Source organism: Paenibacillus sp. J23TS9 (genome assembly GCF_018403225.1).
In the GTDB taxonomy this organism is placed as follows: Bacteria; Bacillota; Bacilli; order Paenibacillales; family Paenibacillaceae; genus Paenibacillus_AQ.
The window spans coordinates 2,552,488-2,578,272 of record NZ_BOSG01000001.1 but is presented as its reverse complement, the minus strand read 5'-3'; the positions used below and the strand labels follow the sequence as shown (position 1 = coordinate 2,578,272).

Here is a 25,785-nt window from a genome sequence, read left to right as displayed (position 1 = left end):
CAGGGACGGAGGCCACGCCATGATGAAGCAAAGAAAAGTGCCGCTGCGCAAATGCGTGGCGTGCCAGGAAATGATGCCAAAGAAAGAACTGATCCGTATTGTGAAGACACCAGAAGACGAAGTGCTGATTGACCTGACTGGCAAGAAGTCGGGCCGAGGTGCCTATCTGTGCGGTAAAGTTTCATGTTTTAAGCTGGCACAAAAAAACAAATCACTGGATCGTGCCTTGAAGCATCATGTGAAACCGGAGATTTATGAACAGCTTGCCGAAGACTTTATTTCGGTGGAGGATGAGTTCCTGGCGGTCAAGGGGAGTTCGGGCGATGAATAAGTTTTTCTCCCGTCTCGGTCTTGCCATGCGAGCGGGAAAGATTAAAACCGGTGATGAAATTGTGCTGAAAGCGATACGGTCCTCTGAAGCAAAGCTAGTCATACTTGCGGGTGACGCCTCAGCAAATACACAGAAAAAGTTCCGCGATAAATGTGGAACATACAACATCCCTCTGGTGATCGGATTTGACCGCGAAAGTTTGGGCACAAGCATCGGTAAACCCGAAAGAGTTGTGCTCGCAATTACGGATCAAGGATTCGCAGAAATGATCTCCAAAAGCTTGGAGATAATGTCGGAGGTGGAGTATATTGAGTAAACAAGACAGTAAAGATAAACTGCGTGTGTACGAATATGCCAAATCACTAAATATGAGCAGCAAAGAAATTATTACCATTTTGAAAAGATTGGATATTCCCGTCAACAATCATATGAGCGTGATGGAGAATGGTTCAGTCTCTAAAGTGGAACAATTTTTTCGAGATATCAAATCGAATGCCGCTGCGAAAAGAGAAAGCGGGGAAGTTCAAACGACAGCTAATACATCTTCTATAAAAAATGACAACCGGGCAGAAAATAATCAGGGCAGCAGGCCAGCAGGCCAAAGCCAACCCCAAAAACAACAGGAAAAGCAGGTAAGTATGAATAATAAACCAAATACAACCACACAAACTGGTTCCCAGAGAACCCAAAGCGGGCAAGATTCCCGTAGAACGAACACCAGTCCGAGCCAAGGCGGACAGTCAAACGGCAGACCGCAAGGCCAAAATGGAACAGGCGGCCGCAGCCAAGGTGCAGGTCCGAATGCAGGCAACCGCAGCCAGGGATCATCCCAAGGCGGACGTCCTCAGGGTACAGGACAAGGCGGTGCAAACCGTGGTCCAAGCGGACAGCAGTCCGGTGGACAGCGTCCAAGCACCAACAGTCAGGGCCGTCCTCAGCAATCCGGTGGACAGCGTCCAAGCGCTAATAGTCAGGGCAGACCTCAACAGTCCGGAAACCGTCCACCGCAGACAGGGACTCGTCCTGAAGGCGGTGCATCTAACGACAACCGCGGCGGTAACCGCAGTCAAGGTCAGAACCAAAACCAAAACCGTGGTAAAGGCGGAGGCTCCAGACGCTTTGAAGACGGTAATAAATCAGGTTCATTCAACCGCAATAACAATCGTGGAGGCAAGAACAACAGAGGCAGACAGTCCAACCAGCCGCCACGTGAAAAAATCGATAACACACCGAAGAAAATCATTGTGCGTGGTACAATGACCGTTGGTGAAACCGCCAAACTGCTTCATAAGGACGCTTCCGAGGTTATTAAGAAGCTGATCCTGATGGGTGTCATGGCTACCATTAACCAGGAGCTTGATATTGATACGATCTTGCTGCTCGCCGGAGAATTCGGTGTTGAAGTTGAAGTGAAAATCGTGCTTGAAGATGACCGCTTCGAAACAACGGAAGAAAATGACGATCCAGCCGATCTGAAAGCTCGTCCGCCAGTTGTTACCATTATGGGTCACGTTGACCATGGTAAAACAACACTTCTGGATGCGATCCGTTCCACGAATGTAACGGGCGGCGAAGCAGGCGGAATCACGCAGCATATCGGTGCATATCAGGTTGAAATCAACAACAAAAAGATTACTTTCCTGGATACACCTGGTCACGAAGCCTTTACGGCAATGCGTGCGCGTGGTGCACAGATTACGGATATTACCATTATCGTCGTTGCAGCCGATGACGGCGTGATGCCACAAACGGTTGAAGCTGTTAACCATGCGAAAGCGGCAGAACTGCCAATTATCGTAGCGGTGAACAAAATTGACAAACCGGATGCTAATCCGGATAAAGTGAAGCAAGAACTGACCGAATACGGCCTGGTTCCTGAAGAATGGGGCGGCGACACCATTTTCGTTAACGTATCAGCAAAACAGAAAATGGGACTTGAAGACTTGCTGGAGATGATTTTGCTCGTATCCGAGGTCAACGACTACAAAGCCAATCCGGACAAACGCGCTCGTGGCGCAGTCATTGAGGCTGAGCTTGATAAAGGACGCGGTCCAGTTGCACGGATTCTGGTGCAGAATGGTACCCTGAGAGTCGGAGATGCTTTCGTTGCAGGTAACTGCTTTGGACGTGTTCGTGCGATGGTCAACGATAAAGGCCGTCGTCTGAAAGAAGCGGGACCTTCCACACCGGTTGAAATCACGGGCTTGACTGAGGTTCCTCAAGCAGGCGATCCGTTTATGATGTTTGAAGATGAGCGTAAAGCACGTTCCATCGCTGAGAAGCGTTCCATTACACAGCGTCAATCTGATCTGGGCAGTAATGTGCGCGTAACGCTGGATGATCTGTTCCAGCACATCAAAGACGGTGAGATTAAAGATTTGAATGTCATTATCAAAGGTGATGTTCAAGGTACGGTTGAAGCGCTGAAAAGCTCTCTGTCCAAAATTGAAGTAGAGGGCGTACGCGTTAAAATCATCCACAGTGGTGCCGGAGCGATTACCGAATCCGACATTATTCTTGCAGCTGCATCGAACGCGATCGTTATCGGCTTTAACGTCCGTCCGGATCCGCAAGCCGGAGCAACAGCAGAACAGGAAAAAGTGGATATTCGTCTGCACCGCGTCATTTACAATGTTATTGAAGAAATTGAGCAGGCTATGAAGGGCATGCTGGATCCTGAATATAAAGAAGTTGTGATTGGCCACGCGGAAGTCCGCAATCTGTTTAAAATCAGCAAAGTGGGCACGATTGCCGGCTGTATGGTCACTCAAGGCAAAATTGCGCGCAATGCCGAAATGCGCCTGATCCGCGAATCCATCGTTATTCATGAGGGCAAAATTGATACGCTCAAGCGCTTCAAGGATGATGCTAAAGAAGTTGCCCAAGGATATGAATGCGGTATTACCCTTCAGGGCTATAATGACCTTAAGGAAGGCGACGTTATCGAGGCATTCATCATGGAGACCGTCGAGCGCAAGTAGGTAAAGAGGTGAACAGATATGGCTAAAATACGTGTTGGGCGTGTTGGTGAACAGATCAAAAAAGAACTGAGCCAACTCATTCAAAGTGAATTGAAAGATCCACGCATCGGTTTCCTGACCGTAACCGGCGTGGATGTAACAAATGATCTATCCCAAGCCAAGATTTATCTCAGCGTGCTGGGAGATGAAGAACAAAAAGTGAATTCGCTGAAAGCTCTGGAGAAAGCAAATGGTTTTCTCCGTTCTGAGCTCGGCAAGCGGGTTCGCCTCCGGCACACACCGGAGTTGATCTTCAAGTTCGACGAATCGATCGCATACGGCAGTCACATCGAAAAACTCCTCGGTGAGATTGGCAAGAACGACTCGAACTAAATAAAATGAACTAAAGATTTTTCGTCTTTAGTTCAATTTATGTAAATAAAATGAAGTGAAGATTTATCGTCTTTAGTTCAATTTATGTAAATACGGTTTTAAAAGGAGAAGGCAATGCAGACCTATGAACAGTCGCTCGAGCAGGCGAAGCAATTTCTGCTGGGGCTTGATGATTTTCTAGTAGTGTCGCATATTCAGCCAGATGGAGATGCAGTCAGTTCCACCGTTGGAGTGGGCTGGCTTCTCTCATGTCTGGGCAAAAAATTCACTCTAATCAATGAAGGGCCCATTCCGGAGCGGATGCGCTTTTTGTTGTTATCCGATCAGATCGTGAATATGGAGCTTGAGCCGCCAGACCGCATGTTCAAGCATGTTATATGTGTGGATTGCGCCGACTTTGGCAGAGTGGGACAGACAGCCCAGTATTTTGAAGAGGATGCGCTGATCCTGAATATTGACCATCATCCGACGAACAACGGATATGGAAGCGCGACACTGATCAAACCGGAAGCTGCTGCGACCGCCGAAATTCTGTATGATTTGATTCAAGCCTTTGAATTCAGATGGACGACCGATATCGCGTCGGCCATATATACAGGGCTTTTGACGGACACAGGAGGATTCCGCTATGCAAACACCTCTCCCAAGGTGATGCGCATTGCCTCAGAATTGCTGGGGTACGGAGTAAACGGGCCTGAATTATCCGAAAATCTGCTTGAGGCAATGACCTTCCCGCAAATGAAAGTGCTTGTGAAGGCGCTGAACACACTTCAGATGACGTCTGACGGGAAAATTTGCTGGGTTCATGTCACGCCTGAACATATGGCGGAAACGGGTGCGGTGAATGAGGATCTTGAGGGGATTGTGAATTATCCCCGCAATATCCATGGCGTTGAAGTAGGCATTTTATTTAAAGTTATTCATGAGAACGCGGTGAAAGTAAGTCTTCGTTCGGCAGGCAAAGTTGATGTTGCGGCCCTTGCACAAAGCTTTGGAGGCGGCGGACATGTCCGAGCAGCAGGCTGTCGTATTGAAGGTTCTCTGGAAACCATTATTCAACAGGTAGTAGAGCGGGTGAAATCACAATTATGAGTCTTGAAGGGGTTTTGGCGGTTGATAAACCGGCAGGTATGACTTCTCATGATGTCGTAGCCAGAACACGACGTATTCTGAAAATGAAGCGTATAGGTCATACGGGGACATTGGATCCGGAAGTGACGGGCGTGCTGCCGCTTTGTCTTGGCAGAGCTACTAGAGTCGTGGAATACATGCAGGAGCTCCCGAAGGAGTATGAGGCGACTCTCCGGCTGGGATTGGCTACAGATACGGAGGACTTAACGGGCAATATTATTGAGCAAGCTGATCAGGTATCCGTCACGCCTGCGGAGGTTGGGAAGGTGCTGGAAACGTTTCGGGGCACCATTTCCCAGGTTCCTCCGATGTATTCTGCGGTTAAGGTTGATGGAAAACGTCTTTACGAGCTGGCACGTGAAGGGAAGACCGTTGAACGTAAAAGCCGTGAAGTGACGATATACGAAATAGAAATGAAAGATTATGAGTGGAATGGGCCGTTTCTGGATGTATCTTTCAGAGCGCTTTGCTCTAAAGGAACTTACATTCGGACGCTTTGTGTAGATATCGGACGGGCTCTCGGTCTTCCGGCGACGATGGTGAAGCTGACAAGAACAGTGTCTGCCGGCATTTCTGCTGCGGAATGTCTGACTCTCGAAGAAATCGAGCGGTTAATGCAAGCTGGCGAGCTTCAGGAACATCTGATTAAGGTGGACCATGCGATCCGGCATCTGCCTGCCCACACGGTTTCGGATGACAAGTCTGCTGCGGCTATGCAGGGTCAGCGACTTTCAAGCAGAGCCGTTGCGCCAGAGGTGACAACTGAAGGCAGTATCCGGCTATATAATAGCGATGGCCTATTCCTGGGTATCTTTGAAAAGCAGGAAGAAACAGGGGCAATCGCACCGGTCAAGGTATTCTTACCGGAGATATGATCTTACTGGATATCAAAATCGAATTGCAGGTGAGAACGTTGTGAAGACTGTAAATTTATCCTATCCTCTAACCGCTGGCATTATCGAAGAGAATGCGGGTCCGCAAATTGCTGCGATCGGACAATTCGATGGTGTGCATCAGGGACATGCGAGTGTCATAACTTCTGCGGTTCGGCTCGCTCAGCAAAAGGGAATTCCATCCGCAGTGATGACCTTTCATCCTCATCCGAAGGATGTAATGAAGAAGGGGAACTATGAAGGCAACCTGACTCCTTTGCAAGAAAAGCAGGAGCTGCTTGCTGCAATGGGCGTAGATCTTCTCTATGTGGTGGAATTTAGCGAATCCTTTTCCCAGCTGAGCCCGCAAGCTTTTGTGGAAGGGATGCTACTGACATTGGGCGTCCAAACTGCAATTGTAGGTTTCGACTTCCGATTCGGCCATAAGGGCGAGGGACATGCGGAGATGCTGCGTGAGCTTGGAAATGGGAAAATGAATGTGGAGATTATCCCGCCTTTCGAGCAGGAAGGTGAAAAGGTGAGCAGCTCTGCGATTCGCAAAGCACTGCAAACCGGCGAATTGGAAGAGGCAAACCGGCTGCTTGGACATCCTTACCGCCTTCGGGGCGAAGTGATTGACGGAGACAAACGTGGAAGAACCATCGGTTTTCCAACGGCAAACTTACGGATTGAAGATAAGTTTGTGGTTCCTGCCAAGGGCGTTTATGCCGTCCGTTCCCTGGTTCAGGGGGAATGGTTGTCCGGCGTGATGAATTTAGGTGTAAAACCGACTTTTCAAGAAGGTGTGACTGCACCGAGCTTTGAGGTTCATCTTCTGGATTTCGACCGTGATATTTATGGCGAGCAGTTGACTGTAGAACTGATCTCCTATATTCGGCCGGAACGGAAATTCCCTTCCATCCAGGAGCTGGTTGCTCAAATCCAGGCAGATGCCGACACGGCCAGACGGATTTTGGACTCGTCCAAATAATCATGTTTGGCTATCATTTACTTTTTCCGGTGAAGTATGCTATACTGATAAACGTCGCTGGAGACAGTGGCATATAACCTTGGCTTGGTTACTCGATCTCACCGACGGTAACGAGGCTAACGGCGATTATATATTTTAAGGAGGTGAATAGGATGGCATTAACTCAAGAACGTAAACAACAACTGATCGAAGAGCACAAAACTCATGAGTCCGATACAGGATCTCCAGAGGTGCAAATTGCTATCCTTACGGAGAACATTGTCAACCTGACTGATCACTTGCGTACGCACAAGAAAGATCACCATTCCCGTCGTGGATTGTTGAAAATGGTTGGTCAACGCCGTAAGCTGTTGGCATACTTGAAAAACAAAGATGTTAGACGTTATAGCGCTCTGATTGAAAAACTCGGATTGCGTCGTTAATATCCGTATGGTCTACTTAAAGCAGCCTGGTTGTTCACCGTTTGTCCTTTTAGGAGTGACAGCGGTGGCAACCGGGTTGCTTTTTATGCAGGCCTTATATGAATTCACCCAAAGCTGGGAATAATGTGTAATGAAAAGGAGGGATTTCATGGAAAGTCGTGTTGAAATGCAGTTGGGTGGAAGACCCCTTATTCTTGAAACGGGACGTCTCGCAAAGCAGGCCAATGGCGCTGTGATGGTCCGTTATGGGGAAACAGCTGTTCTTTGTACTGTAACTGCTTCAAGTGAACCTAAGGACCTGGACTTTTTTCCGCTGACCGTAAACTATGAGGAAAGATTGTATGCGGTAGGTAAAATTCCAGGAGGATTTATCAAACGTGAAGGCCGTCCAAGTGAAAAGGCGATTCTTTCGAGCCGTCTCACGGACCGTCCAATCCGTCCGCTCTTCCCTGAAGGATTCCGTAATGATGTACAAGTCCTTAATCTGGTGATGAGTGTGGATCAGGATTGCTCACCGGAAATCGCGGCAATGATCGGAACATCGGCATCACTCAGCATCTCTGATGTGCCGTTTAATGGTCCGATTGGCGGTGTAGTGGTTGGTCGTATCGACGGACAATTCATTATCAACCCAACCATTGCTCAGCAGGAAGTCAGCGACGTGTACGTGGTTGTTTCCGGTACCAAAGATGCAATTATGATGGTTGAAGCGGAAGCGAACGAAGTGCCGGAAGATATTATGCTGGAAGCAATTATGTTCGGCCATGACGAAATCAAGAAAATCGTTGCAGTGATTGAAGAATTGGTCGGAAAAGTTGGCAAAGCGAAAATGGAAGTCAAACTGCATGCGGTTGACGCTGAAGCGAACAAGCAGGTTCGTGAATTTGCGGAAGCCCGTTTGGTTGAAGCTGTGCGCATAGCTGAGAAGCATGCACGTCAGGATGCCATTGATGCGATTAACGATGAAACCGTAACTTACTTTGAACAGCAATACATAGAGACTCCTGAGCTCTTAGGCGACGTCAAAGAAGTTCTCCATGATATTGTAAAAGAAGAAGTCAGACGCCTGATCACGCATGATAAGGTTCGTCCTGACGGCCGTAAACTGGATGAAATCCGTCCGATCGAATGTGATACCAGCATTCTGCCACGGACGCATGGTACCGGTTTATTTACACGCGGTCAAACACAGGCGCTTAGCGTATGTACGCTTGGAGCACTTGGCGACGTGCAGATTCTCGATGGAATCGACCTGCAGGAAACCAAACGGTTTATGCACCATTACAACTTCCCGCCGTTCAGTGTTGGCGAAGCCCGTCCGCTCCGTGCACCAGGACGCCGCGAGATCGGTCATGGCGCACTAGGCGAAAGAGCATTGTCTAAGGTGATACCTTCTGAAACGGAATTCCCTTATACCATTCGTCTGGTTTCTGAAGTACTGGAATCCAACGGTTCGACTTCCCAGGCAAGTATTTGCGCAAGCACACTGGCCATGATGGATGCAGGTGTGCCGATCAAGGCTCCAGTTGCAGGTGTGGCGATGGGTCTGATCAAGGACGGCGAGCATGTATCCATTCTGACGGACATTCAAGGCATGGAAGACCATCTGGGTGATATGGACTTTAAAGTAGCCGGTACCGCAGAAGGTGTAACCGCCATTCAGATGGACATCAAAATTGACGGTATTGACCGCCAGATTTTGCAGGATGCACTGAAACAGGCCAAAGAAGGACGCATGTTCATTCTGGGTAAAATGATGGAAGCCATAAAGCAGCCAAGAGAATCTTTGTCTCCTTATGCGCCTAAGATTGATGTTATGAATATTAACCCGGACAAAATCCGTGATGTTATTGGTGCAGGCGGTAAAATCATCAATAAGATTATTGAAGAAACCGGTGTTAAAATTGATATTGAACAGGATGGCCGCGTATTCATCGCTTCCGCTAACGAAGAAATGAACAAGAAGGCTCGTTCCATTATCGAAGGCATCGTTCGTGAAGTGCAGATTGGCGAAATTTACGTCGGCACAGTGAAACGCGTTGAGAAGTTCGGAGCTTTCGTCGAAATTCTTCCGAACAAAGAGGGTCTGGTACACATTTCCCAATTGTCCACCGAGCGTGTGGCGAAGGTTGAGGATGTTGTCGCTATTGGCGATTCGATTACCGTGAAGGTGACCGAAATTGACCAGCAGGGTCGTATCAACCTGTCCCGTAAAGCCGTGTTGACAGCAGAAACCAAAGCGTAAGCTGTTCGACATCCAATTTTATGACAGTTCAACAAGACTGACAGGTCTTGCGAAAGAGGCAGAATGTAACCACTTCTGGCTCTTTTTTTTCAAATTTCCGTTATTCAGATGGTGTCCGGCCGTTCTTCTCTATATCATATTCCGATGGACTTGTTCATATGATGGGACAAAGCGGGTAAGGGAGATGAGCGGAGCTATGAACGGAAGAAAGGGTGCGGTATTGCTGGCCTGTTTTGCAACCGTGGTGGGTATTGGCCAGACCGGTGTTGTTGGCGAATATATTCAGGAGGCCAGACAACAGCCGGCGGCAGTCAGCACATGGGGTCCCAAGGCGAATGATCTGAAGCAGCAGGATCCCCTCTATAAACAGATCCTTGAAAAGAGAGAACAGACCCGGATTCAGCCTGTGGACGCGGTACTAGACCGTGTTTGGAAGGCGATTCCCGGTTATAATGGACTGGAAATTGATGCGGAAGAGACTTATAAGCAGGCCAAAGCGGCCCGGTCCTCCTCTCCGATTACATATGTATACCGCCAAATTCCCCCAAAGGTAAGTCTTGAGGATTTGGGGGCAGAGCCGATTTACCGGGGAAATCCCAATAAGCCCATGGTTGCGCTTATGATCAATGTGGCTTGGGGCAACGAGTTCATCGTTCCGATGCTGGATATATTGGATGAAGAGAAGGTAAAGGCTACCTTCTTTTTTGATGGAAGCTGGTTGAAAAAGAATCCGGAACTGGCGAAGGAAATTCAAAAACGCGGTCATGAGCTTGAAAACCATGCTTACACCCATCCCAATATGAGCCAGCTTAGCGAGTACCGCGCCTCTATGGAAATCAGCAAAACCCAGAAGCTCCTTAAGGAGAGTCTGGGTGTGGAAAATACTTGGTTCGCGCCGCCGTCGGGGGATTTTAATCAACAAACGGTTAAGATTGCCGCCGGCCTCGGTCTGAAAACAGTCCTCTGGACACTGGATACCGTAGATTGGCGCAACCCCTCGCCGGAATCGGTTGTGAATAAAATTTCGAACAAGGTCCAGGCAGGGACACTTATTCTGATGCACCCGACGGCGTCTTCATCCAAGTCGCTGCAGGGCATAATCAGGGTTATTAAGAAGAAAGGTCTGGTTCCGGGGACGGTCAGCCAAACACTTTCACCTGAACGCATCATCCCGCCAACCAGTTGAGCGGGGACATGTTTTTTGGTAGGATAGGGAATGCGTCAAAAGCCATTGGATTGATATCATTTTAGGAGGGCCTATCGCGTGAAAAAAATAAAGCTTACCAACGGCCTTAGAGTTGTAATGGAAAAAATACCGACATGCAGGTCCGTTTCTTTTGGAATTTGGGTTAAAACGGGTTCACGGCATGAAAACCCCAACAATAACGGAGTTTCGCATTTTATCGAGCATATGCTTTTTAAAGGTACAGAGCGTTTTGACGCAAAAGACATAGCTGAGCAGTTTGATGCCATCGGCGGCAATGTGAATGCATTTACGTCGAAGGAGTACACATGCTATTATGCCAAAGTGTTGGATGAGCATTTGCCAATTGCGGTGGATATGCTGTCCGATATGTTCTTCCGTTCCACACTGGATGAGGGAGAGCTCACCAAAGAAAAGAACGTAATTCTTGAGGAAATATCCATGTACGAAGATACGCCGGATGACCTTGTGCATGATTTGATGGCCAAAGCGGTATACGGCGACCATCCGCTCGCTTACCCGATTCTGGGAACGAAGCAGCAGCTTGATCCAATGGGGCCGGCGGAGCTGAAAGCATATATGAATGAGCATTATACCATTGAAAATACAGTTGTCAGCGTAGCAGGCAATATTGACGATAATGTCGTAGAACTGTTGGAGCGCCACTTTGGCCAGTTTAATAACCATAGTGAAGTCAAAGAAATCGAGACACCAGGTTTCCACAGCAATCTTTTGTATCACAAAAAGAAGACGGAGCAGAACCATATCTGCCTCTCATTGCCAGGCTGCTCCATTCATGACCCGCTTCAATATGCCATGATTTTGTTGAACAACACCATTGGCGGCGGAATGAGCTCGAGACTATTTCAGGAGATTCGTGAAAAAAGAGGTCTCGCGTATTCTGTGTATTCTTACCACAGTTCTAATGAAGATAGCGGGTTGTTTACCGTGTACGCAGGAACAGCGCCAAAACAAACCAAAGATGTGCTGGATTTGACCAAGGAAGTGCTGTCTGACATTGCCCGGAACGGCATTACGGAAGACGAGCTGAAGAAAGGTAAGGAACAGCTGAAGGGGAGCTTGATTCTCAGTCTTGAGGGAACGGGCAGCCGGATGAATCGTCTCGGCAAAAACGAACTCATGCTGGGCAAGCATAATACCCTGGATGAAATGATCGAAAAAATTGAGAACGTCAGCATGAAGGATGTCGACGCTGTGCTGGACAGATTATTCAGCGAGCCTTTTGCACTAGCCATGGTTGGAGCATCTGATAAAGCGATTGCTGGACTTAGAAGGGATGATTTTGTTGCATTACGTTCAAATTCATAAACTCCCCGGTCATGAAGATGTGCGGATTCCGGAAAAAATGTCTTCTTCTGCATCAGGTTACGACCTGTACGCAGCCGTAGAGGAGGAGATTGTGCTGCAACCTGGTGAGCGCAAGCTGATTCCAACAGGTTTTGCTCTAGCCATGCCTGAGGGACTGGAAGCGCAGATCCGTCCGCGAAGTGGACTGGCTATGAAGCATGGAATTACCTGCTTGAATACACCTGGAACGATTGATGCGGATTACCGCGGCGAGGTGAAGGTGCTTCTCATTAATCTGGGCCAGGAACCTTTCGCAATTGTACGCAATGAACGGATCGCCCAGATGGTATTCCAGGAGGTGCCGCAGATTCAGTTTGAACAAGTGGAAGCACTGTCCGAGACCGTACGCGGTGCCGGTGGGTTTGGTCATACAGGTAAATAGTAAGATGAGGTCTGCCGGGTTCCTTTTAATGGAGCTGCTGGCAGGCTTTTTTTTATGTTTTTTCTCCGCCTCTTGTTCAGGCGTTTTCACCGAATGCTAGGCTGCGGCATAAGATGCTCCATAACAGTGTTTTTTGAAAGGAGTGACATCCTTATGCTGACAGGAGTCCAAATCGTATTCCTAGGCGGGGATGCGCGTCAGATCGAGGTGATCCGTAAATGTTCGGAGATGGATGCCACCGTCAGTGTTGTCGGCTTTGACAATCTGAAGCAGAAGCTCCAGGGAGTGACCAGGGATCATTTGACGGCTGAGCTGCTTGCTGCCGCGGATGTCCTGGTCCTTCCTGTTGTGGGTTGCGATGATAATGGTATCATCCATACGCAGTTCTCGAATGAGCCGCTCAAGCTGCAGGATGAACATATGGCATCATTGCGCAAGGGCTGCAAGGTATACACCGGCATGGCGAAACCTTATCTGCGCAGTCTGTGCGCGCATCATGAAATTAAGCTGGTTGAACTGCTGGACCGCGATGAAGTAGCGATCAGCAATTCCATTCCGACCGCTGAGGGCGCGCTTGTTATGGCTATTCAGAACACGGATTTTACGATACATGGATCGGATTGCATGGTGCTCGGTCTAGGCAGAACCGGCTTTACAATGGCCAAAAGTTTGCAGGGTCTGGGAGCAAAAGTCAAGGTGGGAGTCCGTGCCGATAAGGATGTCGCGCGGGCGGAGGTCATGGGCTGGGAGCCTTTTCTGACAAGGGATTTGACGGATCATGTGAGCAATATTGACTTGATTTTTAACACGATTCCGACTATGATAGTCACAGCGCAAATCCTGTCTAAAATGCCTACAAGCACCGTCATTATTGACCTTGCTTCCGCTCCCGGAGGATGCGATTTCCGGTACGCGGAGAAGCGGGGGATCAAGGCGCTGCTTGCCCCTGGTCTTCCCGGAATCGTAGCTCCCAAAACAGCTGGTCTGATTATTGCCAACACGCTGGTACAGTTGATTTCGGATGAGTTCAAGACTCGGGGGGATGTAGAATGAATTGGCAGGGTAAGACGGTAGGTTACGCAATCACAGGATCTCACTGCACACTCGAAGAAATTATGCCGCAGGTGAAGCGGTTTGTGGATGAAGGAGCCAAGGTGGTGCCAATCGTATCCAATTCGGTGCAAGTGACGGATACGCGCTTTGGAACGGCCAAAAATTGGCTGCAGCAGTTGAAAGATATTACGGGTAGTGATATTATTTCAACAATTGTTGAAGCAGAACCGCTGGGACCGTCCAAATTACTAGATGTACTGGTGATTGCCCCGTGCACCGGAAATACAACAAGCAAGCTGGCAAACGCGATGACAGATAGTCCGGTTCTTATGGCCGCCAAGGCTCAGATGAGAAACCTGCGTCCGCTTGTGCTGGCTATTTCCACGAATGACGGACTCGGGCTGAATGCAGCCAATATCGCCAAGCTTTTAGTGACGAAAAATATTTACTTTGTTCCTTTCGGCCAGGATAGCCCGCATCAGAAACCAAATTCACTAGTAGCTCATATGGATTTAATTCCTGAGGCATGTTACGCCGCACTGGAAGGAAGACAGCTTCAACCTATGATTCTTCAGCGGATTTTCTCAGCTTAATTGCTACTATTATAGAGAAATAGTCATCATTGAGAAGGGGAGATACGGCAATGAGCAATCAGAAGTTTAATGTCGCGGTTGTAGGAGCGACGGGAGCAGTCGGAGAGCAAATATTGGGTCTGTTGGATAAACGGGAATTCCCGATTTCCAATCTGAAACTGCTGTCTTCTGCACGTTCTGCAGGCACGATCATTAACTTTAGAGGTCAAGACATAACAGTAGAAGAAGCAACCCCTGAAAGTTTTGAAGGCATTGATATTGCTCTGTTCAGCGCCGGGGGGGATGTCAGCAAAGAGCTTGCACCCCACGCTGTCCGGCTTGGAGCGGTTTGCATAGACAACACCAACGCTTTTCGCATGGATCCGAATACACCGCTGGTCGTTCCAGAGGTTAATCCGGAGCAAATTGATGAACATAATGGCATTATCGCCAACCCGAACTGCTCGACCATCCAAATGGTGGCTGCACTTAAGCCTCTGCAGGATGCGTACGGCATTTCACGCATTATCGTTTCCACCTATCAGGCGGTTTCCGGTGCAGGCAGTCGTGCAATTGACGAGATGCTTCGCCAAAGCAAAGAGGTTCTGGAGGGCAATGAGATTAAACCGGATATTTTGCCGGTGGGTTCACTGCCTGTGAAGCATCAGATTGCTTTTAACGCGATTCCGCAAATTGATAAGTTCCAGGATAACGGCTATACACTCGAAGAAATGAAAATGATACGAGAAACAAAAAAGATTATGCGTGATGAATCGATTGATGTAACGGCAACCTGTGTCCGTATTCCTGTTGTTTACGGTCACTCGGAATCTGTATATGTCGAACTTAAGAAAGACTTTGAACTGGAAGACGTAAGAGACCTATTGGCGGAATCGCCAGGAATAACCGTTATGGATGATCCGGCTTCCCAAACCTATCCGCTTGCGACCGATGCCGCAGGAAAACCGGACGTTTTTGTAGGGCGTTTGCGCCGAGATCTTGGTGAGAGCAAAGCCCTTAACATGTGGATTGTGTCTGATAATCTGATAAAGGGTGCAGCATGGAATGCTGTGCAAATTGCTGAGATTATTGCAGCCAAACGTTCCGCGTGTTCTTAGTCGTATGGAGGAATGGAAATGAGTATTTTAGTTCAAAAATTCGGTGGTACTTCACTTTCTACACCGCAGGCAAGAGAACTTGTCATCAAACATATCAAGCGTGAGCTTTCCGCTGGATACCAGCTCGTTGTCGTGGTGTCTGCTATGGGACGCAAGGGCGAGCCTTATGCTACCGACACGCTTCTGGACTGGGCAGCCCAGAACGGAGACGCTCTGCCTGCACGCGAGCGGGATTTACTGCTGTGCTGTGGTGAAATCATTTCAGCAACCACGCTCTGCACCCTCTTGGAGCACGAAGGAGTAAAATCAATCGTGTTGACGGGAGCCCAAGCAGGCTTCCTCACGGATGATCAATACGGTAATGCCCGAATCAAGGATGTTCGTCCTGAAAGGGTGGTTACGGAACTCGGAACGCATCAAGTTGTGATCGTGACCGGCTTCCAGGGACAAACGGAATCAGGTGACTTCACGACATTAGGAAGAGGCGGCAGTGATACTTCGGCTACGGCATTGGGTGCTGCGCTTCATGCTGAAATGGTGGATATATACACAGATGTGAACGGGATTTTGACCGCAGATCCAAGGATCGTGGAGGATGCCAGACCGCTGCCGTTTGTCAGCTATGCTGAAATTTGCAACATGGCCCAGTACGGCGCTAAGGTCATTCATCCAAGGGCAGTAGAGATCGCTATGCAGTCCCAAATCCCGGTTCGGGTGCGTTCCACATTCTCTGAGGACGAAGGCACACTGGTTACCCAGCCGGAAGGCTTCAAAGACGTTCAACAGGGAATTATGGACCGTTATGTTACGGGTATAGCTTATGTAAGCAATGTGACACAGATTACGGTTGATTGTGAAGAGGGAGGGCATAATCTTCAGCTTCAGGTTTTCAAGGCGATGGCTGGAAATTCCATCAGCGTTGACTTTATAAATGTAACCCCTACGGGAGCCGTCTATACCGTGTTTGACTTCGATTCGGACCGTGCCGTTACGGTTCTTCGAGATCTGGGACTCAACCCCAGAGCTCTTTCCGGATGTGCAAAGGTGTCAGTCATTGGCGGTGGCATTAATGGAGTACCCGGCATCATGGCCAAAATTGTAGAGTCACTCAGTGAACAAAATATACAAATCCTGCAATCTGCGGATTCAAATACAACGATATGGGTGCTTGTTAAAAAAGAAGATATGGTGCAGGCATTGCGTGCTCTTCATACCAAATTTGAACTTCACCGTTAAATATCAAATTACTACTTCATGAGCATGCCCTATCGTTTGAGGAGGTTATACAAGTGGATTTCGGAAGACTGATTACAGCCATGATCACGCCTTTTGACGAGAACGGGAAAATCAACTGGGCGGAAACGTCAAAAATCATTGATTATTTGATTGAAGAACAAAAATCGGATTCTCTTGTGATTTGCGGTACAACGGGCGAATCGCCAACACTCCACGAGGAAGAGAAGCTTGAGTTGTTTGCATTCGCGCTCGAGCATGCCAAAGGCCGCTGCAAAATTATTGCAGGTACCGGCAGCAACAGCACCGAGCATTCGATTCATCTGACACAGGAAGCTGAAAAGCTGGGTGTCGATGGAGCTTTGCTGGTTGTGCCTTATTATAATAAGCCCAGCCAGGAAGGGATGTACCGTCATTTCGAAGCGATAGCTCGCAGCACAAATCTTCCAGTCATGCTGTATAATGTCCCTGGACGTACGGCAGCAAGCATCAGTGCACAAACGACGCTTCGTCTTGCTGAGATTCCGAACATTGTGGCTACAAAGGAATGTGCATCCATCGAACAGGTAACACAAATTGCTGCAGGCGCACCGGATTCCTTCAGGGTTTATTCAGGTGATGATGCTTCAACATTGCCGGCATTAGCTGTTGGAGCCTACGGGATCGTTAGCGTAGCAAGCCATATCATCGGAGCCTCCATGAAGGATATGATTCAAGCGTATTTGAATGGCGAGGTTGCCGGGGCAGCCAAGCTTCATCAGAAGCTGTTCCCGGTATTTAAGGGTTTGTTCGAATGCCCTGCACCGGTACCTAATCCTTCGGCTCTGAAATATGCGCTGAATGAGCTGGGTCATTCTGTGGGCGGAGTCCGTTTGCCTCTGGTTGATCCTAGTGAATCGGAAGCAGCATTTATCCGCGAACTGGTAGCTTCCTTGTAATCCCAAGAATAACTCAAAAAATGGTGAACAGCGTCCATTGCGGGCGCTGTTTTTTTGCAAATAACGCCTACTTTTTTGGGGTACGATAACTCTTACTTGGAGGGTGACTTGTGTTTTGCGTTTTTAATCATGTATAATGAGGTCAAGTGACTGGGTGCGGTATATTTTTGAAATATAAATACTATAAAATGGTACGACGTCCAAAACCATAGGAGGTTTAGATTCATTTGTCTAAAAAAAATAATAGCGATAAATTGACGATATTTGCATTGGGCGGCGTCGGTGAAATCGGGAAAAATATGTATGTTGTTCAGTATGCGAATGACATCGTTGTAGTAGATTCCGGCTTGAAATTTCCTGAGGAAGATATGCTTGGTATCGATATTGTCATTCCTGATATCAGCTACTTGACGGAAAACCGCGACAAAGTAAGAGGCATTTTGTTAACACATGGACACGAAGATCATATTGGCGGACTGCCTTACGTTTTGAAACATTTGAATGTTCCTATCTACGGAACGAAGCTTACCCTCGGACTTGTTGAGAACAAGCTGAAGGAAGCCAATTTGCTTGGTGAAACCAAGCGGATCTTGATCAACGAAGATTCTGAAATCGAACTGGGCTCGACCCTGAAGGCTACCTTCTTCAGAACGAACCATAGTATTCCTGATTCTGTCGGGATCTGTATTGCAACACCGGAAGGCAATGTTGTTCATACAGGCGATTTCAAATTCGATCATACACCGGTAAACGGACAGTACGCGAATTTGCAGCGTATGGCTGCCATCGGTGAAGAAGGCGTTCTTGCTCTCATGTCGGATAGTACAAACGCTGAAAAACCAGGATTCACTCCATCGGAAAAAAATGTGGGTATTGTGCTTGAGGATATTTTCCGTAAAGCCTCCCAGCGTGTTGTCATCGCGACATTCGCTTCCAATGTTCACCGGATCCAGCAGGTCGTAAACGCTGCCGAAACAACCGGCCGCAAAATTACGGTGATTGGCCGCAGTATGGTAAATGTGGTTTCCATTGCTTCTGAGCTTGGTTACCTGCATGTACCTGATGGCATGCTGATTGAACCGGAAGAAGTTAATAAAATGGCTGCTGACCGTGTCGTAGTATTGTGTACAGGCAGTCAGGGTGAACCGATGTCCGCATTAACCCGGATGGCGCGTTCGACTCATCGTAAAGTTGATATTTTACCAGGTGATACCGTTATCATTGCGGCTACTCCGGTACCGGGCAATGAGAAATATGTGGGACGGACTATTGATGAATTGTTCCGTTTAGGTGCTAACGTAATCTATAGCGGATCTAATTCCGGCGTTCACGTTTCAGGACACGGCAGTCAGGAAGAGCTCAAGCTGATGCTTAACCTGATGAAACCGAAATTCTTCCTTCCGATTCACGGTGAATACCGTATGCAGCGCAGACACGCACTTTTGGCTGAATCAGTTGGTGTAGATCCTGATAATATTTTCATCACGGATATTGGTGAAGTAGTTGAAATTCAAAACGGTGCAGCACGCAGAGCCGGCAAAGTCACTGCTGGTAACGTACTGATCGACGGCTTGGGTGTTGGCGACGTAGGCAACATCGTGCTTCGCGACCGTAAACTGCTTTCCCAAGATGGCATTCTTGTCGTTGTTGTGACGCTGAGCAAGCAGGATGGAACGATCATGTCCGGCCCGGATATTATTTCCAGAGGTTTTGTGTACGTTCGCGAATCCGAAGGATTGCTGGATGAGGCCAATCGCATTGTTTCCAGTACACTGCAAAAGCTGATGAGCGAGAATGTAAATGAATGGGCTTCCCTGAAGACGGGAGTTAAGGATGCGCTGGGACGGTTCCTTTATGAACAAACCCGCCGCAGACCAATGATTTTACCAATCATTATGGAAGTGTAAATCAATTGAATAATATAAAGGTTTGACGACAAAGCACACAGTCGCCCCCTTCACGCAAGCAATAATGGACGGTTTCTTGCGGAAGGGGGCTTTTTATTGTCTAAAAGGCGTCAAAAGGAATAATACCACTCTTCTAACCGCCATACTAAACAGAACGAATATAACTTGGTTAGTGAAAGGGTGGGTAACTCAACATGGCGCATGAACAAGGACAACCCCATATGGAAGAGCCGGCCGTATTACCGGAGCAGCAGCCTGAGAATCAAACCAAAGCCGCGCTTGATGCGATTCAGCAGCTGGGTCAAATGAATGTTCCGGCTACGAATGAATCAAATATTTTTTGCATGACCATTGTCGGACAAATCGAAGGACATATGGTTTTACCTCCGCAAAATAAAACGACAAAATATGAACACATCATTCCTACCTTGGTGGCAACAGAGCAAAATAAAAATATTGATGGGATTCTTATTATTTTGAATACCGTTGGCGGTGACGTGGAAGCGGGGCTTGCCATCGCTGAAATGATCGCCTCCCTTACTAAGCCGACGGTAACGGTAGTGGTGGGCGGTGGACATAGCATCGGAGTACCGATTGCAGTTTCATCCACATATTCAATCATTGCAGAAAGCGCAACAATGACGATTCACCCGATCCGTTTGAACGGCTTGGTTATCGGTGTACCACAAACGTTCGAATATATGGAGAAGATGCAGGAACGTGTCGTGCGATTTGTCACTTCCCATTCGCGTATTACGGAATCGAAGTTTAAAGAGCTGATGTTCCGGACGGGGGAACTGAATCGTGATGTTGGGACCCCGGTCGGCGGAAATGATGCGGTGAAGTATGGCCTTATGGATGAAGTGGGCGGCATCGGACAAGCGCTGGCCAAGCTGAACCGGCTTATCGATGATTGGAAAAGTACGAAGGAAGTGGAGGGGATCAAGCAATGACACTGCATACTGTAATGCCCCTTGAAGCGGTATGGGAAAAGCAGGGAGAAGCAGATCCCTCAGCCGAGGTACGAATACAGGGAATGCTTATGGAGGTTAGGCCACTGGATTTTAACAGAGTTCAGATCATCCGCCTGCTGGATGGACCTTTGGATAATTACCTGAATCCCGCCTACGTTCCGGGTCAAATTATTCAGTATATTCCCGCTCCGTAAAAACAACTTGAATTAAAAAACAGAACATAGGTGCCCACGGTATTATATGGTATAATGATGTTCCGGGGGTGACATTTCTTGGCCAAACGCAAAAAAAGGAAAAAGGCTCTGCTGACCAATGTACTTAAATACGAAATATACGGTATTGTACTGATCACCCTTTCTGTCATCGCCTTATCGGGTGAAGCGGCAGTAGGGTGGTCGTTATCCAAAATGTTCGGGCTTTTGCTTGGTCGGTTCTATTTTGTGATTCCATTGATAGGTATTTATCTGGGACTCAGCGTGATGATTGGGCGGAAATGGCCGAATCGCTGGAGTACGCGAAAGAGCGGGATCGTCCTGCTGGTGCTGGCCTTGACGCTGATGAGCAGTGTTTCTTCTTTGGAAAAGAAGCTGTCGCATGTACCCGGCCTAAGCGCCGGACATATCATAACCCAAGTACATAATGATTTGCAGGGTTCACTGCTTTCATCTTCGGCTTCCCAAGATAGTTCTATGTTAAATAAAGATATCAGTGGCGGTTATGCGGGGGCTCTCCAATATGCCTTATTGTTCTGGTTGTTCGGAAACCCGGGGACCAAGCTGCTGATGATTGTCATGTTTATTATCAGCTTTATGCTGATCACAAACCTATCTTATGTGGATCTGATGCGGATTGTACGCAAGCGGGTGGTTCAGGCCGGAAGCAATGTACAAAAAAGAATGACAAGCCAAAAACAGCAGGCCGTTGCGGCTGCTCCCAAGTCAGTTTCCCGCAAAAGGCAGCAAATGCAGCTGCCGGATGAGGATGAAGAGGATGATCTGGAGGATTTTGTGGCTCCAAAAGCCAAGCGTACCACGCCCGTATTTTTCCAGCTTTTCGGAAGCAAGTTTGGTAAACCTGCAGATGATTCGGTTTCTGCCGAAGAGGATGATCTGGATGGCAGCGATATACTGGAACCGATTCGCAGACATTCTGGAAATACAGCAGCTCAGCCTCCGGTGTACAAACATGAGGTAGAGCAGGAGATCGCTCCTCATTCAACGGATCACTGGGAGAGAAACGAAGAAAGTCATCCGCCAGCTCCTATTATTCGTGATTTCTTTGAACAGGTTAAATCGGAAGGAAATGCGGATGATGAGGATTGGGATGAAAACGAGCCTGTGACCGAGCTTCCTGCAGATATACTGGACACGGAATCTCAGGATGGAGAGGATCTGCAGACTGCGGCAAATGGAATGGCAGATATTTCTGCCGGGCAGTCCATCGAAGGGGAGGGAGCAGCTGAAGCGGTTGACAATAAGCCTCCACCCCCGCCTCCTAAACCCTATAAGCTTCCACCTTTCCGCCTGCTGGCGAAACCTCAAAACGGAGGCAAAGCAGGAGATCAAAACGACTATATGCAGACGGCACGCAAGCTCGAAGCTACGCTTGAGAGCTTTGGCGTCAGGGCTAAGGTGCTTGAGGTTGTGCGCGGCCCTGCGGTAACGCGTTATGAAATTCAACCGGATATCGGTGTAAAGGTGAGCCGGATCGTCAGCCTTACGGATGATATTGCATTGGCGCTCGCAGCTAAGGATATTCGTATGGAAGCGCCGATTCCCGGTAAATCCGCGATTGGTATCGAAGTTCCTAACAACGAAGTGTCCCTTGTTACGATGCGAGAGGTCATGGAGACACCCATCTTCCAGGATGCACAGTCCAAGCTGTCCATCGCTTTTGGCAGGGATATTTCAGGCCAGACGATCGTCGGTAACTTGGCCAAAATGCCCCATTTGCTTGTAGCGGGAGCTACGGGTTCGGGTAAATCCGTGTGTATCAACGGAATTATTACGAGTATCCTGTATAAGGCGAAGCCAGATGAAGTCAAGTTTCTAATGGTCGATCCGAAGATGGTTGAGCTGAATGTATATAACGGTATCCCGCATCTCATGGCGCCGGTGGTCACAGACCCGAAACGCGCATCTCTTGCGCTTAAGAAAATCGTCGTTGAAATGGAAAAGCGCTATGAGCTGTTCTCCAAATCGGGTACACGCAACATTGAAGGCTATAATAATCTGATGAAGGACAATCTGCCTGCCGTTCTGCCTTACATTGTTGTTATCGTGGACGAGCTTGCGGATTTGATGATGGTGGCTGCCCATGATGTGGAGGAAGCTATCACACGACTCGCACAGATGGCTCGTGCAGCTGGAATCCATTTGATTATCGCAACGCAGCGGCCATCGGTAGACGTTATCACCGGTGTTATCAAGGCCAACATACCTTCGCGGATTGCCTTTGGTGTATCTTCCCAGGTGGATTCCAGAACCATTCTGGATATGGCCGGGGCAGAAAAGCTGCTTGGGCGTGGCGACATGCTCTTTATGCCGATGGGATCCTCCAAACCGATTCGTGTGCAGGGTGCTTTTATGACGGATCAGGAAGTGGAAACGATCGTGAATTATGTGCGTGAGCAAGGTGAGGCGAAGTATGATGAATCGCTGGTACCTGAAATTGATGAAAGTCAGCCGGATGGCGATGAGCAGCTCGACGAGCTCTATGATCAGGCAGTCCAGATTGTTCTGGAAGCTAAGCAAGCATCGGTTTCCCTGCTGCAGCGGAGGATGAGAGTGGGTTATACGCGGGCTGCAAGATTGATTGACTCCATGGAGGCCAGAGGCATCATTGGGCCGTATGAAGGCAGCAAACCGCGTGAAGTGCTGGTCTCCTTGGAGCAGTATCAGCAGCAGAACCGCATCAGTTCATAAGCAGCATCTTCTTTTCAACATTAACCAACAACGGGCAGCCCAGGATGATTCCTGGGCTGCCCGTTTTATTTTATATCTCAAAGTAAATGATAAGCATTTATCTTTTGAAGCATGTCTTCTTATATGAATTAGAAATCAAAGTTGTCAGGGTCTGGACCGACGCGATGATCTTGATTCAGAGCATCAATTTGTTCCATCTCTGTGCTAGTCAGCTCAAAGTCGAATAGAGAAGCATTTTCGATAATCCGGTGTTCCTTGATTGATTTCGGAATGGTAACGACTCCGTTTTGAAGATCCCAGCGCAGGATCACTTGAGCGACTGACTTGCCATGCTTGCCTGCGATTTCCTGCAGAACAGGCTGAGTTAACAGCTCTCCCTGCATCAACGGTGACCAGGCCTCAAGCTGAATCCCATGCTCACGAGTGAAGGTAAGCAGCTCCTTTTGTGTCAGATAAGGATGGAATTCGACTTGATTTATCATTGGTTTGATCTCAGCGTCCTGAAGCAAGTCTTCTAAATGATGGACTTGGAAATTACTTACGCCAATCGCTTTAACGCGACCGTCTTTATAAAGCTTTTCCATTGCTCTCCAGGTGTCCCTATACTTGCCCGCTACAGGCCAGTGAATGAGATAAAGATCCAGGTAATTCAGACCGAGTTTGGACAAGCTTGTGTCAAAGGCGGCGAGTGTCTCTTCATAACCCTGATCGCTGTTCCATACTTTTGACGTGACGAACAGATCCTTTCTGGATAGACCGTTCTCTGCAAGGGCTTCGTGGATTCCTTGCCCCACACCGCTCTCATTGGCATAGGCAGCTGCCGTATCAATACTCCGATATCCATGTTTAATGGCTGCCTTAATTGCTTCAACTAGATCTGCTCCTTCTTCCACCTTAAATACGCCAAGCCCAAGCCAAGGCATGTCCACTCCGTTGTGAAGTTTTGTTGTGCTTTGAAGATGCAGTTTCATTCTGACTTCCTCCTTATATTGATTCCTTGTTATTTTGTACTTCATATAAAGCATCTTTTCTTTGTAATAATTGGCTCCAGCCTGTGAGAAGTACGGCGGCTGCAACCATCACAGCCCCAACCCAGCCGGTATGAACGATACCTATTGTATCCGTAATGACTCCGCCTAAATAGGCTCCGAGTGCGATTCCTGCATTGAATGCGGCAATGTTTACGGCTGAGGCCACATCCACTGCTTTTGGAGCGAACCGTTCCGCCAGCATGACGACATAAGCTTGCAGCCCAGGGACATTCATAAAAGCCAGCAGTCCCATCACGAAGATGGTGATCAGGGAGGCAACTTTGAAGGGCGCTGTAAAAGTGAGCACCAGCAGGACCACAGCCTGTAGGGAGAACATCACCAGCAGTGCTGATAATGGCTTCCGATTAGCGGCTTTACCGCCGATGACATTCCCGATTGCGATCGCAATACCGTAAAGCAAAAGGATCAAGGCTACCGTTGATTCTTTAAATCCTGTTATATTGTGAAGCAGCGGGGATAAATAAGTAAAGACGACGAAAGTACCCCCATAACCAAGAGCAGTTATTAAAAAGGCAAGCAGCAGACGGCTGTTCGTGACCAGCTTTAACTGTTCTTTCACAGGCGTTTTTGTGCCTTTCCGCAAATGCTTGGGAATCAGGATCATGTTTGCGATCAGAGCGATGACTCCAATAATGGCAATGGTAAAGAAGGCAGCGCGCCATCCCATTTGTTGGCCGATAAAAGTGCCCAGCGGCACACCGGTCACCGTAGCAATCGTAAGTCCTGAGAACAGGATCGCGATAGCGCTGGCTCGGCGGTTTTCAGGCACCATATCGGCAGCAATGGTTGTACCAATCGACATGAAGACGCCGTGTGCCAGGGCGGATATGATGCGTCCCACCAGCAGCATGGCAATGCCTCCCGATAATGCGGCTGTGCTATTACCTGCTATAAACACAAGCATGATTCCAATTAACAGCTTCTTTCGGGACATCCCCATCGTGAGCGAAGTCAGTACAGGGGCACCGAAAGTAACTCCAAGAGCATACAAAGTAACAGTTAAGCCCGTTAAGGTAACCGATATATTCAAATCCCTTGCAATGAGGGGAAGCAAACCTACACTGATAAATTCGGTTGTTCCGATTGCATATGCACTGATGGCTAATGCCAAAAGTGCAAACATGCTTTTTTTGTTGCCTTGTGGCATTCTCTTCACTCCTGTCTAGTCGTCCCGGCCGGTGAGTGTTATTATGGGGGCTTAGAGGCAAAATGAACAGTACGCACTTTAAAGTACTATAGGTACTAAAAGGTACCCATACAATTTGAGGAGGCTGATTGGATGAAAAAATATAATATTTCTGTAGAAGCGACGCTTGAGGTGATCGGAGGGAAATGGAAATGTGTCATCCTATGCCATTTAACATACGGCAAAAAGCGGACAAGTGATTTACGCCGTCTTATGCCGAATATCACACAGAAAATGCTGACGCAGCAGCTTAGGGAGCTGGAGGAGGATGGGATTGTGAACAGGATTGTATACAATCAGGTTCCACCCAAGGTCGAATACGAGCTCAGCGAATATGGCTGGAGTCTTCAGTCCATTTTGGATTCTCTCTGCGCATGGGGAGAGCGGCATATTGTAAGGGAGTACGGAGATAAATTCATCGTGCTTGAAGATAACATATTGAACAAGCCTCAAGAACCTGTAACCGAAGGGTAATTGCATGGACATATGAAATTTAAAGATGATAATAAAGAACCGGTCTGTCGTACAA

General features: G+C 48.1%; 24 protein-coding genes. 22 read left to right on the top strand and 2 right to left on the bottom strand.

The window, feature by feature from the left end:
- The first annotated feature begins 22 nt into the window (after positions 1 to 22).
- From rnpM to KJS65_RS12015, 21 genes are all read left to right on the top strand, one after another.
- Positions 23 to 331 carry an RNase P modulator RnpM gene (gene rnpM, locus KJS65_RS12115; RefSeq protein WP_136606859.1) on the top strand — a complete coding sequence of 103 codons (309 nt, stop codon included), beginning with the start codon at positions 23 to 25 and terminating at the stop codon, positions 329 to 331.
- On the top strand, positions 324 to 647 hold the full coding sequence (locus KJS65_RS12110; RefSeq protein WP_211146976.1) for a YlxQ family RNA-binding protein: 324 nt from the start codon (positions 324 to 326) through the stop codon (positions 645 to 647). Before rnpM ends, KJS65_RS12110 begins: the two co-directional genes overlap by 8 nt.
- A complete protein-coding gene (gene infB / locus KJS65_RS12105; RefSeq protein WP_213650031.1) occupies positions 640 to 3,312 on the top strand; it encodes a translation initiation factor IF-2 in 2,673 nt (890 codons plus the stop codon). Before KJS65_RS12110 ends, infB begins: the two co-directional genes overlap by 8 nt.
- Positions 3,313 to 3,330: 18 nt before the next feature.
- Positions 3,331 to 3,684 (top strand): 30S ribosome-binding factor RbfA, encoded by a 354-nt coding sequence (gene rbfA, locus KJS65_RS12100; protein WP_136604746.1) that lies wholly within the window; start codon positions 3,331 to 3,333, stop codon positions 3,682 to 3,684.
- Between the two features lie 114 nt (positions 3,685 to 3,798).
- A complete protein-coding gene (locus KJS65_RS12095) occupies positions 3,799 to 4,776 on the top strand; it encodes a DHH family phosphoesterase (RefSeq protein ID WP_213650030.1) in 978 nt (325 codons plus the stop codon).
- The gene (gene truB, locus KJS65_RS12090; protein ID WP_213650029.1) at positions 4,773 to 5,690 is read left to right on the top strand and encodes a tRNA pseudouridine(55) synthase TruB; all 918 of its coding nucleotides are present in this window, start codon (positions 4,773 to 4,775) and stop codon (positions 5,688 to 5,690) included. Before KJS65_RS12095 ends, truB begins: the two co-directional genes overlap by 4 nt.
- Before the next feature lie 40 nt (positions 5,691 to 5,730).
- Positions 5,731 to 6,678, top strand: a complete 948-nt coding sequence (locus tag KJS65_RS12085) for a bifunctional riboflavin kinase/FAD synthetase (protein ID WP_213650028.1) — start codon at positions 5,731 to 5,733, stop codon at positions 6,676 to 6,678.
- Between the two features lie 152 nt (positions 6,679 to 6,830).
- Positions 6,831 to 7,100, top strand: coding sequence for a 30S ribosomal protein S15 (gene rpsO / locus KJS65_RS12080; protein WP_044478403.1), 270 nt, complete (start codon positions 6,831 to 6,833; stop codon positions 7,098 to 7,100).
- Positions 7,101 to 7,248: 148 nt separating this feature from the next.
- A complete protein-coding gene (pnp, locus tag KJS65_RS12075; protein ID WP_213650027.1) occupies positions 7,249 to 9,345 on the top strand; it encodes a polyribonucleotide nucleotidyltransferase in 2,097 nt (698 codons plus the stop codon).
- A gap of 196 nt (positions 9,346 to 9,541) precedes the next feature.
- Positions 9,542 to 10,531 carry a polysaccharide deacetylase family protein gene (locus tag KJS65_RS12070; RefSeq protein WP_213650026.1) on the top strand — a complete coding sequence of 330 codons (990 nt, stop codon included), beginning with the start codon at positions 9,542 to 9,544 and terminating at the stop codon, positions 10,529 to 10,531.
- Positions 10,532 to 10,648: 117 nt separating this feature from the next.
- Positions 10,649 to 11,878 carry a M16 family metallopeptidase gene (locus KJS65_RS12065; RefSeq protein WP_374706181.1) on the top strand — a complete coding sequence of 410 codons (1,230 nt, stop codon included), beginning with the start codon at positions 10,649 to 10,651 and terminating at the stop codon, positions 11,876 to 11,878.
- A complete protein-coding gene (gene dut / locus KJS65_RS12060; RefSeq protein ID WP_213650024.1) occupies positions 11,853 to 12,299 on the top strand; it encodes a dUTP diphosphatase in 447 nt (148 codons plus the stop codon). Before KJS65_RS12065 ends, dut begins: the two co-directional genes overlap by 26 nt.
- Before the next feature lie 153 nt (positions 12,300 to 12,452).
- The gene (gene dpsA, locus KJS65_RS12055) at positions 12,453 to 13,352 is read left to right on the top strand and encodes a dipicolinate synthase subunit DpsA (protein ID WP_213650023.1); all 900 of its coding nucleotides are present in this window, start codon (positions 12,453 to 12,455) and stop codon (positions 13,350 to 13,352) included.
- Positions 13,349 to 13,945, top strand: coding sequence for a dipicolinate synthase subunit B (locus tag KJS65_RS12050; RefSeq protein ID WP_136604754.1), 597 nt, complete (start codon positions 13,349 to 13,351; stop codon positions 13,943 to 13,945). Before dpsA ends, KJS65_RS12050 begins: the two co-directional genes overlap by 4 nt.
- A 50-nt stretch (positions 13,946 to 13,995) precedes the next feature.
- Positions 13,996 to 15,042, top strand: a complete 1,047-nt coding sequence (locus KJS65_RS12045; protein ID WP_213650022.1) for an aspartate-semialdehyde dehydrogenase — start codon at positions 13,996 to 13,998, stop codon at positions 15,040 to 15,042.
- 18 nt (positions 15,043 to 15,060) lie between these two features.
- Positions 15,061 to 16,278: an aspartate kinase gene (gene dapG / locus KJS65_RS12040; RefSeq protein WP_213650021.1), complete on the top strand. Its 1,218-nt coding sequence runs from the start codon at positions 15,061 to 15,063 to the stop codon at positions 16,276 to 16,278.
- Positions 16,279 to 16,331: 53 nt separating this feature from the next.
- Positions 16,332 to 17,213: a 4-hydroxy-tetrahydrodipicolinate synthase gene (gene dapA / locus KJS65_RS12035; protein WP_213650020.1), complete on the top strand. Its 882-nt coding sequence runs from the start codon at positions 16,332 to 16,334 to the stop codon at positions 17,211 to 17,213.
- 227 nt (positions 17,214 to 17,440) lie between these two features.
- Positions 17,441 to 19,120: a ribonuclease J gene (locus KJS65_RS12030; RefSeq protein WP_213650019.1), complete on the top strand. Its 1,680-nt coding sequence runs from the start codon at positions 17,441 to 17,443 to the stop codon at positions 19,118 to 19,120.
- A gap of 221 nt (positions 19,121 to 19,341) precedes the next feature.
- Complete coding sequence (locus KJS65_RS12025) at positions 19,342 to 20,073, top strand: ClpP family protease (protein WP_213650786.1); 732 nt, start codon at positions 19,342 to 19,344, stop codon at positions 20,071 to 20,073.
- Complete coding sequence (locus tag KJS65_RS12020) at positions 20,070 to 20,288, top strand: YlzJ-like family protein (protein WP_213650018.1); 219 nt, start codon at positions 20,070 to 20,072, stop codon at positions 20,286 to 20,288. Before KJS65_RS12025 ends, KJS65_RS12020 begins: the two co-directional genes overlap by 4 nt.
- Positions 20,289 to 20,366: 78 nt before the next feature.
- Entirely contained in the window at positions 20,367 to 23,018 is a 2,652-nt protein-coding gene (locus tag KJS65_RS12015; protein WP_244864502.1) for an FtsK/SpoIIIE family DNA translocase, read from the top strand.
- Between the two features lie 128 nt (positions 23,019 to 23,146).
- Here the strand turns inward: KJS65_RS12015 and KJS65_RS12010 are convergent, their stop codons facing one another.
- Positions 23,147 to 23,989, bottom strand: coding sequence for an aldo/keto reductase (locus tag KJS65_RS12010; protein WP_213650017.1), 843 nt, complete (start codon positions 23,987 to 23,989; stop codon positions 23,147 to 23,149).
- 13 nt (positions 23,990 to 24,002) lie between these two features.
- Positions 24,003 to 25,217: an MFS transporter gene (locus tag KJS65_RS12005; protein WP_213650016.1), complete on the bottom strand. Its 1,215-nt coding sequence runs from the start codon at positions 25,215 to 25,217 to the stop codon at positions 24,003 to 24,005.
- Between the two features lie 132 nt (positions 25,218 to 25,349).
- On the opposite strand from KJS65_RS12005, the gene KJS65_RS12000 reads away from it, so the two are divergent.
- Positions 25,350 to 25,730 (top strand): winged helix-turn-helix transcriptional regulator, encoded by a 381-nt coding sequence (locus KJS65_RS12000; RefSeq protein WP_213650015.1) that lies wholly within the window; start codon positions 25,350 to 25,352, stop codon positions 25,728 to 25,730.
- The last annotated feature ends 55 nt before the right edge of the window (positions 25,731 to 25,785 follow it).